This window comes from Desulfatibacillum alkenivorans DSM 16219 (assembly GCF_900142135.1).
GTDB lineage: Bacteria > Desulfobacterota > Desulfobacteria > Desulfobacterales > Desulfatibacillaceae > Desulfatibacillum > Desulfatibacillum alkenivorans.
On sequence record NZ_FQZU01000025.1, the window covers coordinates 24,243 to 40,811 of the forward strand.

General features: G+C 54.0%; 10 protein-coding genes. 3 read left to right on the top strand and 7 right to left on the bottom strand.

Annotated features, from left to right (window positions below; genetic code table 11):
* Position 1: 1 nt before the first annotated feature.
* From BUE18_RS17890 to BUE18_RS17900, 3 genes are all read right to left on the bottom strand, one after another.
* A complete protein-coding gene (locus BUE18_RS17890; RefSeq protein WP_073477556.1) occupies positions 2-784 on the bottom strand; it encodes a substrate-binding periplasmic protein in 783 nt (260 codons plus the stop codon).
* A gap of 330 nt (positions 785-1,114) precedes the next feature.
* A complete protein-coding gene (locus tag BUE18_RS17895; RefSeq protein ID WP_028314210.1) occupies positions 1,115-1,921 on the bottom strand; it encodes a crotonase/enoyl-CoA hydratase family protein in 807 nt (268 codons plus the stop codon).
* A gap of 43 nt (positions 1,922-1,964) precedes the next feature.
* Positions 1,965-2,936, bottom strand: a complete 972-nt coding sequence (locus BUE18_RS17900; protein WP_073477557.1) for an NAD(P)H-dependent flavin oxidoreductase — start codon at positions 2,934-2,936, stop codon at positions 1,965-1,967.
* A gap of 351 nt (positions 2,937-3,287) precedes the next feature.
* On the opposite strand from BUE18_RS17900, the gene BUE18_RS17905 reads away from it, so the two are divergent.
* The gene (locus BUE18_RS17905) at positions 3,288-4,913 is read left to right on the top strand and encodes a diguanylate cyclase domain-containing protein (protein WP_073477558.1); all 1,626 of its coding nucleotides are present in this window, start codon (positions 3,288-3,290) and stop codon (positions 4,911-4,913) included.
* A 7-nt stretch (positions 4,914-4,920) separates the two neighbouring features.
* On the opposite strand, the gene thiD is transcribed toward BUE18_RS17905, so the two are convergent.
* Positions 4,921-5,739: a bifunctional hydroxymethylpyrimidine kinase/phosphomethylpyrimidine kinase gene (thiD, locus tag BUE18_RS17910; protein WP_083611122.1), complete on the bottom strand. Its 819-nt coding sequence runs from the start codon at positions 5,737-5,739 to the stop codon at positions 4,921-4,923.
* Positions 5,740-6,050: 311 nt separating this feature from the next.
* Positions 6,051-7,862, bottom strand: coding sequence for an excinuclease ABC subunit UvrC (uvrC, locus tag BUE18_RS17915; protein WP_073477559.1), 1,812 nt, complete (start codon positions 7,860-7,862; stop codon positions 6,051-6,053).
* A gap of 224 nt (positions 7,863-8,086) precedes the next feature.
* Between uvrC and BUE18_RS17920 the strand changes: the two genes are divergently transcribed.
* Complete coding sequence (locus BUE18_RS17920; protein ID WP_073477560.1) at positions 8,087-9,316, top strand: exonuclease SbcCD subunit D C-terminal domain-containing protein; 1,230 nt, start codon at positions 8,087-8,089, stop codon at positions 9,314-9,316.
* 9 nt (positions 9,317-9,325) lie between these two features.
* Positions 9,326-12,997 carry an AAA family ATPase gene (locus BUE18_RS17925; RefSeq protein ID WP_073477561.1) on the top strand — a complete coding sequence of 1,224 codons (3,672 nt, stop codon included), beginning with the start codon at positions 9,326-9,328 and terminating at the stop codon, positions 12,995-12,997.
* A 23-nt stretch (positions 12,998-13,020) separates the two neighbouring features.
* On the opposite strand, the gene BUE18_RS17930 is transcribed toward BUE18_RS17925, so the two are convergent.
* Positions 13,021-13,803, bottom strand: coding sequence for an enoyl-CoA hydratase/isomerase family protein (locus BUE18_RS17930; protein WP_073477562.1), 783 nt, complete (start codon positions 13,801-13,803; stop codon positions 13,021-13,023).
* Positions 13,804-14,127: 324 nt separating this feature from the next.
* Positions 14,128-16,167, bottom strand: a complete 2,040-nt coding sequence (gene uvrB / locus BUE18_RS17935; RefSeq protein ID WP_073477563.1) for an excinuclease ABC subunit UvrB — start codon at positions 16,165-16,167, stop codon at positions 14,128-14,130.
* Positions 16,168-16,569: the final 402 nt, after the last annotated feature.

The window sequence follows — 16,569 nt, forward strand, 5'->3', positions numbered from 1 at the left end:
ATCATTCAACGCCAACCTTGCCTTCCAGACCGTGCTTCTTAAGAATGGCGTCCATTTTTCCGCTCGCCGCCAGAGAAGCGAGTCCCTTGTTGAAATCATCTTTGACGCCGGGCATATTCGGGCTGCTTTTGGAAAACGCCACATACAAGGGTTTGACTTCCAAAACCGGGGCGAGGATTTCCACCTTACCCGCAAACTTGGAAAACAATCCCTCGCTAAGCAGCATGTCGGCCACAAGCTGGTCTATGACAATCACATCAACCTTTTTTGAAAAAAGGTTTTTCAGGTTTACCGAGTCGCTTTCCGCTTCCACCTTGGTAAGGTAATCTGCGGAATCAATTTCTTCCGTATTGATGTAACCGGCCACCACGCCCAGTTTGAAGGGCTTCAATTCCTCCACCTTGCCTGTATATGCAAGGGAGACTTCTTTCAGTTTGGCGAGGACCAGGGCGCCTCCCGGCATGGCGTCGCTGAATTCAAAATCCTTTTCCAGGGTAGCGGAATAATACTCGGGAAAGTATCCGTCCGCTTTACCAACCTGAGCCAAACGAACCGTTTCAGTCCACTCTAAAAATACAAAGGAGGCGTCGCTGTATCCCGCCTCTTTGAAAGCCCCTTTCACCACTTCCGCAACATATCCCTGCCCGTCAATGTTTTGACTTATGTAGGGCGGCCATTCCAGGGTGGTCAGCCGCGTTTTGAGATCCCCGGCCAATCCAATGCCCATGAGGGTTAAAAGAATTACAACAGCCAATAGCAATCGTTTAATCATATTTCCGTTCATGTTTCGCCTCCTTTAGGTTGTGCAAACGGACGAAGCAATCATTTGCAAACCTTGTGCCTATTTGAACAGTCTGGGCAAGGGATGCGCGACCGGTTTTCGAAGAAAAACGCACAGAGAAACAACGCTTGGACAAAACAGGATTCCGGCTTTGGAAAAAAAAGAAACATTTATTGGGCTGGTAGGCGCCTGGTCTGAATGGTAGAGGGAGAGGCGGACTGAAAAAGCAAAAAGACTTTGGCTGGAAAAATACTAATAAAAATCAAACAAAAAAACAGGCGCGGGAGTCAAATCCCTGCGCCTGTTTGTCATGGCTTCCAATTGGCGGCGGTACTATTTGCCCTTGAAGTCGGGCTTGCGCTTTTCCATAAAAGCGGCGACTGCTTCCAGTACGTCCTCAGAGGGAAGCTGGGCCGCGTTTTTCTGGGCCACATAGGTCAGGCCTTGATATACGCCGTTGTCCCGGCCATGTAAAATGACGTCCTTGACCCCTTGCACAGTCAGCGGCGCCAGACCTGCGATGTCTTCGGCAAGCTCCCTGGCTTTGGCGATCAAAGCGTCCTGATCCTCGCAAACATGGGTGACGAATCCCATGTCCAGGGCTTCCTGAGCGCCGAAATCCCGGCCGGTAAGCGCCAGTTCACGGAATCTTCCGTGGCCGATCAAGGTGGGCATGCGCTGGAGCGTGCCCAGGTCGGCGATAATGGCGATCCGGGTTTCCCGGATGCTGAAGGTCACGTCCTTGGTGCAGATGCGTATGTCGCAAGCGCTGAGCATATCGATTCCGCCGCCTATGCAGTGGCTGTGAGCGGCTGCAATGACCGGCTTGCGGCATTTTTCTATAACGTTCATGCTTTCCTGCAACTCCAGCACATGGGCGCGGAGATTCTCCCGGTCGTCGGCCCCGGATCCTCCCAGCAGGGACTGGCCCGCTTCCACAAGATCCAGGCCCGCGGTAAAGGATTTGCCTTCGGCCCGAATGACGACCACGCGGACGTCCGGGTCTGCGTCCAGTTCCTTGAATATGTCGATCAGGCCGTAAAAAAAGGCATGGGTCATGGTGTTGCGCTTTTGTGGGTTATTGAGCACCAGCCAGGCGATATGCCCCTCTTTTTCAACCTTTAATATATCGTCGCTCATGCATTTCTCCTGTTTTCGCCGGCATAGCAGGCGGTTGAGCCGATTACTTAATCTGGCCGTTTAACTTTACGAGCCTTTCTTCGGCTTCCTTCATGATCCGCTCGAACAGTTCGGCCACCGTGGGAACGTCGTGGGTCATGCCCACGCCCTGGCCCAAGGAGACGATTCCTGCGCCCAATTCGCCTTCATCATACATCTTTTTGGCGTTATCGCCCTTGATGACTTCGTACAACTCTTCGAAGGAGGCTTGATTTTCTTCCAGTTCATGGCATTTTTTGGCTGCGTCATTAATCCAGACGCGGTGCGTGGCGTTGATGCTCCGCATGACCAGCATGGTGTCCAACTCGGAGGCGCCGACAAAGGCTTGCTTGAGATTGTCGTGGATGGGGCATTCTTTGGTGGCCATGATGCGGGTGCCCATGATCACGCCTTCGGCGCCCAGGGAAAGGATGGCTGCAACGCCCCGGCCGTCGGAAATGCCGCCGCCGCCGATCACAGGCAGGTTTACGGCGTCCACAACCGTGGGAACCAGAACCATGGTGCCGATATCCAGCCTGCCCGTGGCGCCGCCGTTTTCGTAACCCACCACCGTGACCACGTCCGCGCCCATGCCCTGCACCTTTAGAGCGTACTTGACGCCCACGCATTTATGAATCCAGGTCATGCCGGCGTCCTTGAAGCGTTTGCAAAGTTCTTCGGGAGCCGAGTGGCCGGAGGTTTCCACAATTTTGACGCCCTTGTCGATCATGACGTCCACGTACTCGTTATTGTCAATGGCGCGCATGGCCGGAAACAAGTTGATGTTCACGGCAAAGGGTTTGTCCGTTTTCTTCTGAATAGCGTCTACGGCCACTTCAAACTCTTCCTTGGATTGGTAAACCGCGGAAGCCAAAACGCCCAGACCTCCTGCGTTGGAAATGGCGGCCACAAAGTCGGCCGTTGTGATCCACATCATGGTTCCGCCCACGAGGGGGTATTTGATGCCCAGCAGCTTGGTGAGTTTGGTTTCGATCATTACTTCCTCCCTTAGTGATGTAACGGGTTAACAATAATCCGGCAAAATTTATCGATCGGATAAATTTTAATTGGCTGGCAACGCTTTACGCAACAAGGCCCGAGAGATTTGCGCAGGAAGGATTGCCTCAAAGGGTTTCAAGGCCTGTATAGCCTTCGTGATTGTTCGCTATCGTATAAAATCGCCTTTTTGACGGCCGCTGTCAAGTCTAAGCATGCTGCAAACGCGAAATCCCTTGGCGATCTTTGGGCTTTTTGGTATTTTATATCCGTTTCTATGCGTTTCCTTTAGTTTTTTCCGCCGGATCCTAATGCGGAAGCTCTCGCCCAACAGTTTTGGGATGTTTTTTGCATGCTGTATCCGCAGTATTCCCAAACTGATTCTCTTACGGAGGTTGTGTACATGGCCGGCGCTTTTAAAACGGCTTCTGATACGCCAAGTCAATTGCTTAAAGTCAGCATTCTCGCCAAAAATCCCGAAACAGGCGAATCCATGGAGCGCATTCTGGAAGGGGCGGAAGCCATCCAATGTTCCGGAATAGTTCGTAATACGGACGAGTTGCAATCGCTTGCCGCCCAGGACGGCGTTCATGCGGTTTTGCTGGATCACTCCCCTACCCCTCAGGAAAAAATCCTGGCCCAGTCCCTGGGCCTGCCATTGATGCTACTGGACGACGAGGAAACCCAAAATGAGCCGATCCCTTCCGTTTGCGGCCGGTTGCAAAAAGACGCCGCCGACGCAGCGTCCCTGGAGATGGTCCTGAACCATGGCCTGGAAACCCATGCTTTGATCCAGGATCTGAATAAGGCCTGTTCCCGCATGAACTACCTGCGGGAAAATCGGGAGACGGCCGAACGCCTGGGAAATATCATCAGCATGATCGGGGTGGCGGCCCACGAGGTTAACCAGCCCCTTACCAGCCTTTTGGGCCACCTGGAACTGATGAGCATGAACAAGGACGACGCGGAAAAGGTGTTGAAATACCTGGGCCGGGTGGATGAGTCGGGCGAAAAAATCGCGCACATCGTAAAGCAGATTCAGGACTTGCGGCATGAACACTGGGCGAATGACGGGGCTTTTGAAGGGGACGGACGGAGCCTCTATATCTTATTCGCAGGCGCCAATGGCGACATATTCGAGCATATCTCCACAGTCATGGAGGGGTATCCCGCAATTCATTGCACCAGGGCTGTTGACGGTCGAATTCCCGTGGAGACGGACGTTGTGGTTGCGGAATACTCCGCCAGGCATGATTGGCAATCATGGATCCAGGCGGCCAAAGAGGCGGATAAAAGCATTGTCTTGACAGCGGAATGCAGGGATATGCCCGGAGCCTGTTCAATGATTGACGGGGGCGAGGCGGACGGTGTTCTGGCCGCCTGGGCGCCCGAATCCGAATGCTTACGAATTTTGACCCAGGTCTGCGAAGTCGGCTATTTTAATAAAAAAGCAAACAACGCCCGGCTGAGGCTGCGCAATACAGCCCTTAAGGACGACCTGACCGGCCTTGTAACGGACGCCATCATGAAAAGAGCCGTGAGCAAGGAAATCTCCAGGTCGGAGACCATGAACCGGACTTCTTCGCTGCTGGCCATTCACATAGAAGACCTGGAAAACATTCAGGAAAAAATCGGCCCAAAAGGCTTGAATCAGGCCGTCTTATTCATTGGCAAGCATTTGCGGAGAAACTCCCACAGAGAGGACCTGCCGTCCAGGCTGTTCGGCGACCGATTTCTCGTTCTCCTGCCGGGCAGGGACAAAAAAGAAGCCCGGGAATGGTGTCAATGCCTCGTGAAGGCCATCGAACAGACGCCCTTTGACTGGTTTGGAAAAATCATGGAAATCGGCATTACGGCAGGAATCGTAGAGCATGCAGGAGGGCAGCCTGAAACCATGGAACGATGGATGGATAACGCTGAGCAAGCCCTTGTTCAAGCCAGGGAGCAAGGGCCGGGAACCATTTTTGCGCTGGAATAACAGCCCTTTATTCCTCGGACATCTTTAGTTTCAGCAAATCGGGAAAATGATTGACCGGACCGTGTCCTCCGCCTAAAGGCAGGCCGTGTTTAACGGCCCTTGCCGTAAACTCCTTGGCGCGAAAAACCGCTTCCCGCACTTTCATGCCTTTAGCCAACCCGACGGCGACGGCCGAGGCGAATGTGCAGCCCGTGCCGTGGGAATGGGGCGTGTCGATTCGCTTGCCCGGATACTCGAAAAATTCGCTTCCGTTATACAACAAGTCGTTGGGCTGGCCTTGGCTGTGCCCGCCCTTGATCACCACCGCAGCGGGGCCCATGGCCTGAATGGCTTTGGCCGCCTCTTTGATCTGTGACAAATCTTTGACGTCATACCCCGCCAGTTCTGACGCTTCGTCCAGATTGGGCGTCACAACCCGAGCCAGGGGGAACAACTCCTTCACCATAACCTCATAGGCTTCCTGCAGCAAAAGATCTTTGCCGCCTTTAGCTTTCATCACCGGATCCACCACCAGATTCTCAAGTCCCAGATCCCGAATTTCCCGAGCCACTGTCCGAACCGTTTCAGGCCCGCCCAGCATGCCGGTTTTTACGGCTTTCGGATGCATGTCCGAAGCCACGGCGCGAATTTGGGCGGCGATCAAATCAGGCGAAACCTCTTGCCAGTCTTGCACCCCAAGGGTGTTTTGGGCCGTAATGGCCGTAATGGCGGTCGTTCCATATACTCCGAGCGCTGCAAAGGTTTTCAGGTCCGCCTGAATTCCGGCTCCCGCTCCGGAGTCGGATCCGGCAATGCTCAGAACGACAGGAATGGTTGAATCTGACATGTTTATGGCCTTTCGCGATGCAAGCGGCGTCCCTATGTCATTTTGTCTCGCACCCATGCTGCGCGTGGGATTGCATACCGAAAACAATTACGCTCAGGTTTAATTGTGTTGGGTGAATCTGCAAAACGCTTCTGGAATTCACAGGTTCACAATCAATTCGCAACCCACTGATTTCAAATGCCATTATTACAGCAGACCCCCCCCCAACCTACAGCTTACCATGGAATGACGCAGATTAGGTAGGGCTTGCGAAACCCAACGAAATCAAACTGTTGATAAAAAACGCTTACTCCAATATAGATTCAATCGCTTTAGGCGTCCAGGGCCTCCAGAATCTCCTGGGCGCGTTTTACGCTGATGCCCGGAACCTGGGCGATGTCCTCGGGGCTCGCCTCTTTCAGGCGCTTGATGCTGCCGAAATGCCGCAAAAGGGCTTTTTTCCGCTTCTCCCCTATTCCGGGCACGCTGTCCAGGGCGGATTTCCGAATGGTCTTTGCCCGCCTTTTTCGGTGCGTTGTAATGGCGAAGCGATGGGCTTCGTCCCGAACCCGTTGGAGGAACAAAAGCACGTCTCCGTCCCGGCCGAAAACCACGGGGTTGGCCTGCCCAGGGCGGTAGATTTTGTCCATGGTTTCCTTTTTGGCTTCGTCCTTTTTAGCGATGCTGATCACCTCAAAGGCGCCCATAACCCCCAAGCCGTCCAAAACGGAGGCTGTAATGGAAAGCTGGCCTTTGCCTCCGTCGATCAACAGGACGTCGGGCGCGGACCAATCCTTGTCCGGCGCAAACCGCCGGGCCATGACTTCGTGCATGGCCGCATAATCGTCCGGGTGGTCCAGGCTGTCGATATTGAAGGTGCGATATTCAGACTTGGCTTCCTTGCCGTCCTCAAAGACGATCATGGAAGCGACGGTCTGGTTGCCGCCGGTGTGGGAAATGTCAAAGCACTCGATGCGCCGGGGCGGCCGGTCCATACGCAGGCGTTTTTGCAGCCTTTCCAGCAGGCTTTTAAAAACGTTTTCCGACGAAATGCGGTCCTTAAGGGCTTCGTGGGCGTTTTCGTTGGCCATTTCAATCAGGCGGGTTTTTTCGCCCCGTTGCGGCCAATGAAGAACCACCCGCTTTTCCGCGGTTTCCGTAAGCCACTGCTCCATCAACTCCATGTTTTCCAATTGGCAGGGAACGAACACCTCGTCTGGGATGAACCGGTCCTTATCATAATATTGTCGTAAAAAAGCCTGAATGCTTTCCGAGTCCGTGCCCAGGACTTCGTCAAAGTTGTAGTTCCGGGATCCCAGCAAAAAGCCCCCCCGGACATAAAGCACGGAGATGGCCGAGCCCTCCGGCTCCCTATCGATGCCGATCACGTCCCGGTCCACAAAATCCGTGGTCACGGCCGCTTGTTTTTCCACCGTGGCCTGAATGGCGAACATGCGGTCCCGCAGGCGGGCGGCCAGTTCGTACTCCTGCTTTTCAGAAGCGGCGGCCATCTGCTCCCGGATTTTTTGGACCAAATCATTTGTGCGGCCTTTTAAAAACAGGATCACCTCGTTCACCATGTCCAGATACTCGTCCCGGTCCACAGGAAGGCAGCAAGGACCCAGGCATTGACCCATCTGATAGTTCAGGCACGGCCGGTTGCGTTTGGGCGGCTCCTTTTGCTTGCATTTGCGGAGTTGAAAGGTCTTGTTGATGATTTTCAATGTGCTGCGGAGTTTGCCCGCCGACGAAAACGGCCCGAAATAAATAGCGCCGTCCTTCTTGACCTTTCTAACCACTTCCAGGCGCGGATAGGACGTTCGCACGTCGATCCGCAGGGAGGGAAAGCGTTTTCCGTCTTTTAACAGGATATTGTAGCGGGGCTTGTGCTTGCGGATGAGGTTGGCTTCCAGGATCAGGGCTTCCTTTTCCGTGGTTACCAGGATAGCGTCAAAGGAGGCGATCTTCTTGACCAGGATGCCGGTTTTCAAGTCCCGGTTGGCCTTCTCCAGAAAATAGGAAGACACCCGTTTTTTCAGGCTTCTGGCCTTGCCCACATAGATGATCTCCCCGGACTCGTCCTTCATCAGGTACACCCCGGGTCCGTTGGATAATGTGGCCAGTTTTTTTTCTATTTCAGACAAAAGTCCGCCGCCTCCATCATGGGGAAATCAGACGCAATTCCGCTCGCGCATCCATGCTCAAATACTAACACGCGCCGGCCTTTCCCGCAAGATTTGACGCTTTTCAATCCGCTTCCTTTGGTATATAAAAATCCGCATCAATATACGCAGATCCCCTGTTTATAACCCCAACCGGCAATCAAAGTGCGTAAAGGACTTTGTTGCTCAGCAAGGTTTAGGCGGTAATGAAACTAATCCACACCTCCGACTGGCACCTGGGCCGCTCTCTTTACGGAAGAAAGCGGTTCGACGAATTCGAACAATTTCTGGACTGGCTTCTGGAAGTCATCCGCGAAAGCCAGGCCCAAGCCTTGCTGGTTTCCGGGGACGTTTTCGACACGGGAACGCCCAGCAACCGGGCCCAGGAGTTATATTACCGGTTCCTGGGACAGGCGTCCCGTACGGGCTGCCGCCACGTGGTCATAACCGCAGGCAACCACGACTCCCCGACTTTTCTGGACGCCCCTAAAACCATGCTCCGCTATCAAAACGTCTATGTTGTGGGGAGAATCGATGAAGATCCCTCAAACGAGGCGCTGGTCCTGAAAGATGATAAAGGCCGGCCTGAATTGATCGTCTGCGCCGTCCCCTACCTTAGGGATCGGGACGTCCGTTTGGCGGAAGCCGGAGAATCCATGGACGACAAAGCCCAAAAAATGCTTGCCGGAATCGAGGAGCACTACAAACGGGTGTGCGGCGCGGCCAAAGCGGTCCGGGACGGACTGGACCAACCCGTCCCCATTGTCGCCATGGGGCATCTATTCACGGCGGGAGGCCGCACGGATAAGGAGGACGGTGTCAGGGAACTGTACGTGGGCGGCCTGGGCCAGGTCCGCCCGGAGATTTTTCCGGAGGAAATCGATTATCTGGCCCTGGGCCACTTGCACATTCCCCAAAAAGTCAGGGGCCGGGATCATTTCCGGTATCCAGGCTCGCCCCTGCCCATGAGCTTTAAGGAGTCCGAACAGAATAAAATGGTCCTGGAGGTGGAGTTTGCGGGAACCCAACCCCAAGTCCGGGAACTGAGGACGCCCTGCTTTAGGGAGTTGAGGCGAATCCGCGGGGGGCATGATGAGTTGGTGCAGGCTGTCACGAACCTCAAGGATCAAGGCAGCCAAGCCTGGCTGGAACTGGAATACACCGGCGAAACCGGCGCCGGAATTCTGCTGGACAAAGTCAAATCCCTCATCGAGGGAACAGGCATGGAAGTTGTTCGCACGAATGATCTGACGACGGCTTTGAGGATTTTAAACCGGGAAACGCCCCTGGAAACCCTGAACGAACTTTCCGAGGAAGAGGTTTTTACCCGGCGCCTGGAAGCCGGGGACGTTCCGGACTCACAACGTAAAGAACTGATGGACGCCTTTAAGGAAATTCTTGCTGACCTTCATGAACGGGACGCACGGGCTGAATAGGAGAGTGGGATGCGGATTTTACGGTTGCGTTTTAAAAATTTAAACTCCCTTCCGGGTGAGTGGGAAATAGACTTCAATTCCGTTGATTACACGTCATCAGGCATCTTCACCATCTCCGGCCCGACAGGTTCGGGAAAAACCACCGTCCTGGATGCTATCTGCCTGGCCCTGTACGGCCAGACGCCCCGGCTGCCTTCCATCACAGGTTCTTCCAACGAAATCATGACCCGCCATACCGGGGAATGCTTTTCCGAAGTGGAGTTCACAACCAATTCAGGCCGTTACATCTGCCATTGGAGCCAGCGCCGGGCCCGGAATAAACCTGACGGCAATCTGCAAGGCTACAAACACGAACTGGCGAATGCAGACTCGGGCGAGATCATCGAATCCAAACCCAGCAAGACCGCCTCCTGCGTGGAAGAAGCCGCCGGCATGGACTTTAAGCGCTTCACCCGGTCCGTGCTGCTGGCCCAGGGCAATTTCGCCGCATTTCTAAAGGAAAAATCAGACGAACGGTCCGGGCTGCTGGAACAGATTACCGGCACGGATATTTACACCAATATATCCATTGCGGTGCATGAACGGAAAAAGGCGGAGAACGAAACCAAAGACCGGCTGGAAGAACGGCTGGGGGAAATCCGCCTGCTTTCCCCGGAGGAAATTCAGGAGCTAAAAAATAGCCGCCTCATCTTTAAAAAGGAAGCGGAAGCCGTTTCAGCCCAAGCCAAGGAAGTGCAGGAGAAAATCTCCTGGTTGGAAAGCCTGGACAAACTATCCAAGGGATTGGACGATCTGAAACAAAATCAAGCGGCCTTTGATGAGAAGCAAGCCCAGGCCAGGCCGGATCTGGATAGGCTGGACACCGGCCGGCGGGCCCGGGATCTGGAGCCTGAATATGACAAGCTCCAGGATTTGAGAAAGCGCCAAAAGGAAGGGAGCGAAGCCAAAGCAGCGCTTGAAGAAAAACTCGAACATAACCGCCATGCCTTGAAGGATGGAAACGCCGCCAAGAACGCGGCTGCAGAGGCCCTTAAATCAGCGCAAGAAAACCAGGAAAAGAAATCCGGGATTATCAAGCATGTTCGGATTCTGGACTCCCGCCTAGAAAGCGCCGGAAAAGACCTGGAGCAAGCGGAAAAAAAGGTAAAGGCGCGCCAAGACTCTGTTCGCAGGCAGGAAAAGGAAATTGCGGCGACTCGTGAAAAACTCCAGGCGGCTAAAGAACAAATCAGCAAAAAGGAAGCCTATATCCAAGAAAACAAGGACTGCGAGGCCCTGGGGAAAAACCTGACCGGCGTTGAACAGCTGGTCGGGCGATTTCAAGAGGCGGGCAACGACCACGCCGACAAAAAGAAAAGCCTGACGCAAGCCAAGGCGGCGGCCTCCAAGGCCAAAACCAAACACGAAAAACTGCAAAAGCAATACGAATCCGAAAAGCAGCGTTTGGAAAAGGCGAAAAACAGCCTGAAAGCCCGCAAAGAGGAGTTGGAAAAAATCCTTCAGGGTAAATCCTGGGAAGCCTGGAACGAAGAAAAAACCCGCCTGGACATCCGCCTTGGAAAACTGGCCGTGCTTGCCGACGCCTGCAACCGGGCCGGAGGGATTGAAGAAAAAATTCGCTCCGGCGAACAATCCCTGCAGGAATGTCACAACAAACTCCCGGAACTGGAACAGGCTCTGGAAGCTCTGGAGAAGGAAAAGGCCCAACAGGAACTCCTGGTAAGTCATCTGGATGAAAAACACGCCCTGGCTTGCCGGGTGCAAAGCCTGGAAAAGGAACGAAAGAATCTGTCCGACGGCGCCCCCTGCCCTCTTTGCGGCGCGTTGGAGCATCCCTACGCAAAGGGAAACATCCCCCAATCCACCCAAACCGGCCGTGACTTGAAAGAAGGCAAAAAGAAGCTCAAGGAAATCGAAAAGGAATGGGCTGCCCGCAACAAGGAGCATACCGTCCTGGAATCCGAGATCAAACAACTGCAATCCACCCTCAAAGAAAACAAGCAGGAACTGGAAAAGGAAAAGAACGGCGTCCTGGAAGGCCTGCAAAAATTGCAATTGCCACAGGAAATTGACGACGCCGCTAAAAACGTCAAGGAGGAACAGGAAGACTGCAGCCGTAACAACGAAAATTGCATCAGCGTCTTAAAGCAGGCCAGGCACAAAAAAGACGCCGTGGAGGAGCTGGATAATCAATTCCATCAGGCGGAAAAAAAGCTCCCGGACTTCCGCCAAAAAGCCGAATCCGCCCTGCACGCATTGGAAAGCGCTTTGGAAAACCAAAAGCGTTCGGAAGAGGACTTGGCCCGACTTGAACTTCGTCTGGATAAATCCCAAGCCGAACTGCAACAGGCTATAGCGCCCTACGGATCGTTCGAGATTTCCGCAAAATCCGTAAAAACCGTCCTGGATAGTCTGAAAAGCCGGTTAAAGGAATATGACAAGCGCCTGAAGGAGAAAGATGAGCTTTCCAAGGAATTAAGCGGCCTGGAGGCCGATCTAAAAACCTCCGTCCAAATGCTGGAAGCCGGTCAAAAGGAGATGGAAGCCGCCTTGAAAGAAAAAACGGAGCGGAAAGCCGGATTTGAGGCGCTCAGCAAGGAACGCCGGTCCCTGTTCGGAGACAAAGACCCGGATCAGGAGGAAAAGGCTCTGGCGCAAGCCGTCAAGGAAGCAGCCTGGAAGCTGGAAGCCGCCCAAAAAAAATGCGCTGAGTTGGAATCCGAAAAACAATCCCTGCAGGACCGTCTGAAGGAGCTTGCCAAAAGCCTGGAAGACGGCGCTGTAAAGCTGGAAAAGGATGGGGCCGCATTCCAAGGTAAATTGGCGGCGTCGGGATTTGACGACGAAAAGGCCTATACAGCCGCCCTTTTATCAAAAGAGGAGTTCAAAAGCCTGGAGGATTTGAAGAAAGGCCTGAACCAAGAGAAAATCCGCCTGGCGACCCTCGTGGAGCAGCAAACAAAAGCCCTGCAGGAAGAAAAAAGCCTGAATAAAACGAATCGGGACATGGAAAGCCTTAAAGGTGAAAATGCGGAATTGTCCGACAAGGCCAAGGCCGCCCAGGAGAAAATCGGCGCCATTACCCAGGAACTCTCCGCCCACGACAAACTGGCGGAGAAGCAAAAGGACCTTCTTAAAGAGATTGAAGCGCAGAAAAGGGAATGCGACAAATGGGGCAGGCTCCACGATCTTATCGGCTCCAGCGATGGAAAAAAATTCCGTAATTTCGCCCAGGGCCTGACCTTTGAAATCATGGTCTCCCACGCCAACAGGCATTTGCAAACCATGAGCGATCGCTATTTGTTGATCCGGGATCCCAACGAGCCCCTGGATTTGAACGTCATCGATAATTATCAGGCGGGGGAGGTGCGGTCCACGCAAAACCTGTCCGGCGGCGAGAGCTTTATCGTCAGCCTGGCTTTGGCCTTGGGCCTGTCCGGCATGGCCAGCCAAAACATCCGGGTGGATTCTTTATTTCTGGACGAAGGCTTTGGAACCCTGGACGACGAAACCCTGGATACCGCCCTATCCGCCCTGAGCAATTTAAAACAGGACGGCAAACTCATCGGCGTCATATCCCACGTTCAGGCCTTGAAAGACTGCATCCCCTGCCAAATCCAGGTGGAGCCTGACAATTCAGGCCGAAGCGTCCTGTCAGGCCCGGGCTGTCGGCGTTTATAACATTTTGTATTTCCCAATCAGACCTATTTGCCAAACTTTGGCTTGCGCTTTTCCACAAAGGCGGACAGGCCTTCCCTGCCGTCGGGATGGTCGCCGCAGGCGCCAAGGCCCTGGCGCTCCAGTTCCAACTGGTATTCCAGGGTGTTGTTAAAGGAATCCATCAACAGCCTTTTGGACCAGCCAATGGAATGCATGGATTTTTTGGACAAAACCTCCAGCATGGCGCGCGCCTCCTGCAGCACGGATTCATCCTCCACAACTTTTGTGGCCAAGCCCCATTCCAGGGCTTTTTCGGCAGTAATGGCCTCGTCAAAAACCGCGATTTCCAATGCCCGAGCCATGCCCACCAACCGGGGCAAGGTGTATGTTCCGCCTCCGTCTATGCACAACCCGTTGGAGGTGTACGCCTGCTTTAGCACGGCGGATTTTCCCATAACGCGGAAGTCGCAGGCCAAGGCGAGGGAGAATCCGCCGCCGGCTGCAACTCCGTTGACGGCCGCGACCACGGGCTTTTCCATGCGTCTGATTTCCACAATGCCGTTATGAAACTGGGCGGCCAGGGTGTGAAAAGAGGCCCCGGGCTTTGCGGCGAATTCCGTGACCCATTTGAGGTCGCCTCCAGCGCAAAAAGCCTTGCCTTCGCCGGTTATCAAAACGCCCCGGACCGAATCGTCCACGGCCAGCCGGGTAAGCTCCCGGGTCAGTTCCGTGATCATCTCCAGATGAAAGGAATTGAAAGCCTTGGGCCGGTTCAGGACGACTTCTGCGAAACTTCCGTTTTGTTCCGTCTTGATATACGTGCTCATACTCCCTCCTTCATGGTAATTATTTGATGGAGATTTTAAAAAATTTTCATGGGATTATACAAAGAAGAGATTAAGTTTGGAAGCAGGAATTGAATTGGGATTTGATTGAGAGGATAATGGCGTCACTCTATCCAGGTTTCACGCAATAAAAGGCAGGTTTTTAACTAAGTTTGTAGGCCCGCCGACCGTTACCAATTCCTGTAATCTTTTCGGGTCGCACCTTGTGTGCTATCGCCCCCTCGGCATTGCATGCCGAGGCTGGACGGTGAATCGTCGTCTTACCGGTATACGAAACATGATGCTTATTGCACGGAATCCGAACGCCTAAATCCCCAGATCCTGGCGTTTGAGATCCTTGATCTGGTCGCGGAGTTCGGCGGCGCGCTCAAAGGCGAGTTCCTTGGCGGCCTGTTGCATTTCCTTTTCCAGCATGGCGATGAGCCGGTCCAGATCCTTGCTTTCGATGGCTTCCTGGGCTTCCTTTTTATCCGCTTCCACGGTGACGTAATCGGCCTCGTACACGGAGTCAAAAATGGACCCGATCTCCTTTTTTATGCTCTCGGGCGTGATGCCGTTGGCCTCATTATAGGCGGCCTGGAGATCCCGCCGGCGCTTGCTTTCGTCCATGGCCAATTTCATAGATCGGGTGATAGCGTCGGCGTACAGGATGACCTTGCCGTTTACGTTACGGGCGGCGCGGCCTACCGTCTGGATGAGGGAGCGTTCGGACCGGAGAAAGCCCTCCTTGTCTGCGTCCAGAATGGCCACCAGAGAGACCTCGGGGATGTCCAGGCCCTCGCGCAAAAGGTTGATGCCCACCAGTACGTCAAACTCGCCCAGGCGAAGATCCCGGATGATTTCCATGCGCTCCATGGTTTTAATGTCGGAATGAAGATACCGCACGGCCACGCCCAGGCCTTCGTAGTAGTCGCACAGGTCTTCGGCCATGCGTTTGGTGAGGGTGGTTATCAGCACCCTTTCGTTGTTTTCCACTCGGACGCGGATTTCCTCCAAAAGGTCGTCCACCTGATTGGTTGCGGGCCGGACAATTATTTCCGGATCCATGAGGCCCGTGGGCCGTACGATCTGCTCGGCGATGGCGCCGTCGGCGACCTCCAGTTCATAGTCGGCCGGAGTGGCGGAGACGTAGACCACCTGATTCACCTTTTCGGAGAACTCCTCGAACATGAGCGGGCGGTTATCCAAGGCGGAAGGCAGCCGGAACCCGAACTGCACCAGGGTTTCCTTACGTGACCTGTCCCCCCGGAACATGCCGCGCACCTGGGGCACGGCCATGTGGCTTTCGTCAATGAACATAAGAAAGTCTTCGGGAAAAAAGTCGATGAGCGTGGGCGGCGGCTCGCCTTCATTGCGGCCGGTCAAATGACGGGCGTAATTTTCAATGCCCGTGCAATAACCCAACTCGTGCATCATCTCCAGGTCGTAGTCTGTGCGCTCCTGGATGCGTTGGGCTTCGATCAACTGGTTTGTGTCCCGAAAATGGGCCACGCGCTCTTTCAACTCTTCCGTGATGGCGCCCATGGCGCGCTTTAAGGTTTCCTTGGACGTAACGTAATGGCTGGCCGGGTAGACCATAGTGCGCTGCAACTTTTTCATCACAACGCCCCGAAGCGGGTCGATCTCCGATATGGAATCTATCTCGTCCCCGAAAAACTCGATGCGGATGGCTTGATCGTCCCAGTATGCCGGGTAGATTTCCACCCGATCCCCGCGCACCCTGAAAACGCCCCGGTGGAAATCCATGTCGTTGCGTTCATAGAGCATGGCCACCAGATCCTTGAGCAGCTTTTCCCGGGAAAGCTCCATGCCCACGGTGAGCTCCAGGCGCATGGCGATGTAATCTTCGGGCGCGCCCAAACCGTAGATGCACGACACGCTGGCCACGATGATCACGTCCCGCCGGGTGAGCACGGCCACGGTGGCGGCGTGGCGTAGCTTATCAATCATTTCGTTGATCTTGGAGTCTTTTTCTATATAGGTGTCGCTGTTGGGCAGATAGGCTTCAGGCTGGTAATAGTCGTAATACGAGACGAAATACTCCACCGCGTTTTTTGGAAATAACTGCTTGAATTCATTATATAACTGAGCTGCGAGGGTTTTGTTGGGCGCCAAAACCAGGACGGGCTTGCCGCACCTGGCGGCCACGTGGGCCATGGTGAAAGTCTTGCCTGAACCGGTGACGCCCAAAAGCACCTGGTGCTTTTTGCCTTCGTTAACCCCTTTGGCCAGATATTCTATGGCTGCGGGCTGATCCCCTTTGGGTTCGAAAGGAGAGACCACCTGAAATTCAGTAAAATCCTCCAGATTGGACGGGGCGGACGCCGCCTCCTTTTTGCCGGACATATTTGGAACAAACTCGACTTTCGGGATTGATTCTAAAATCCCAATTAAAACAGCAAAAGCAATACGGGCTGAAAATTTCAGCCCGGGGAAAACGCTAAAAGCCCCTGGATTCCTGCTTTTGCAGGAATGACAGAAAATTTTTTGTCGGGTTTGAAGTCCGCCAGCGTTTACGCCTATGAAAAGCGCAAAGCCGGACTTCGTAACCCGATCTACGGCTTTGCTTGGAGCGACGTAGGTTGGGTTGAGTTTACGAAACTCAACAAATTCAGCCTATTAAACAGGAAAAAACCCTCCGACAGCACTCGGGCGGGGAAATCCTGCCCCTACTAAAAACTTGGGCTGGGCGACCCAGCCCCTACGATGAAACCGGGCGCGGCAAGCAGCGCCATCTGCCTCGTTCCC

Coding starts and splice junctions, on each gene's coding strand:
- BUE18_RS17890 (WP_073477556.1), bottom strand. CDS start 784: ATGAACGGAAATATGATTAAACGATTGCTATTGGCTGTTGTAATTCTT.
- BUE18_RS17895 (WP_028314210.1), bottom strand. CDS start 1,921: ATGAGCGACGATATATTAAAGGTTGAAAAAGAGGGGCATATCGCCTGG.
- BUE18_RS17900 (WP_073477557.1), bottom strand. CDS start 2,936: ATGATCGAAACCAAACTCACCAAGCTGCTGGGCATCAAATACCCCCTC.
- BUE18_RS17905 (WP_073477558.1), top strand. CDS start 3,288: ATGCTGTATCCGCAGTATTCCCAAACTGATTCTCTTACGGAGGTTGTG.
- thiD (WP_083611122.1), bottom strand. CDS start 5,739: ATGTCAGATTCAACCATTCCTGTCGTTCTGAGCATTGCCGGATCCGAC.
- BUE18_RS17920 (WP_073477560.1), top strand. CDS start 8,087: ATGAAACTAATCCACACCTCCGACTGGCACCTGGGCCGCTCTCTTTAC.
- BUE18_RS17925 (WP_073477561.1), top strand. CDS start 9,326: ATGCGGATTTTACGGTTGCGTTTTAAAAATTTAAACTCCCTTCCGGGT.
- BUE18_RS17930 (WP_073477562.1), bottom strand. CDS start 13,803: ATGAGCACGTATATCAAGACGGAACAAAACGGAAGTTTCGCAGAAGTC.
- uvrB (WP_073477563.1), bottom strand. CDS start 16,167: ATGTCCGGCAAAAAGGAGGCGGCGTCCGCCCCGTCCAATCTGGAGGAT.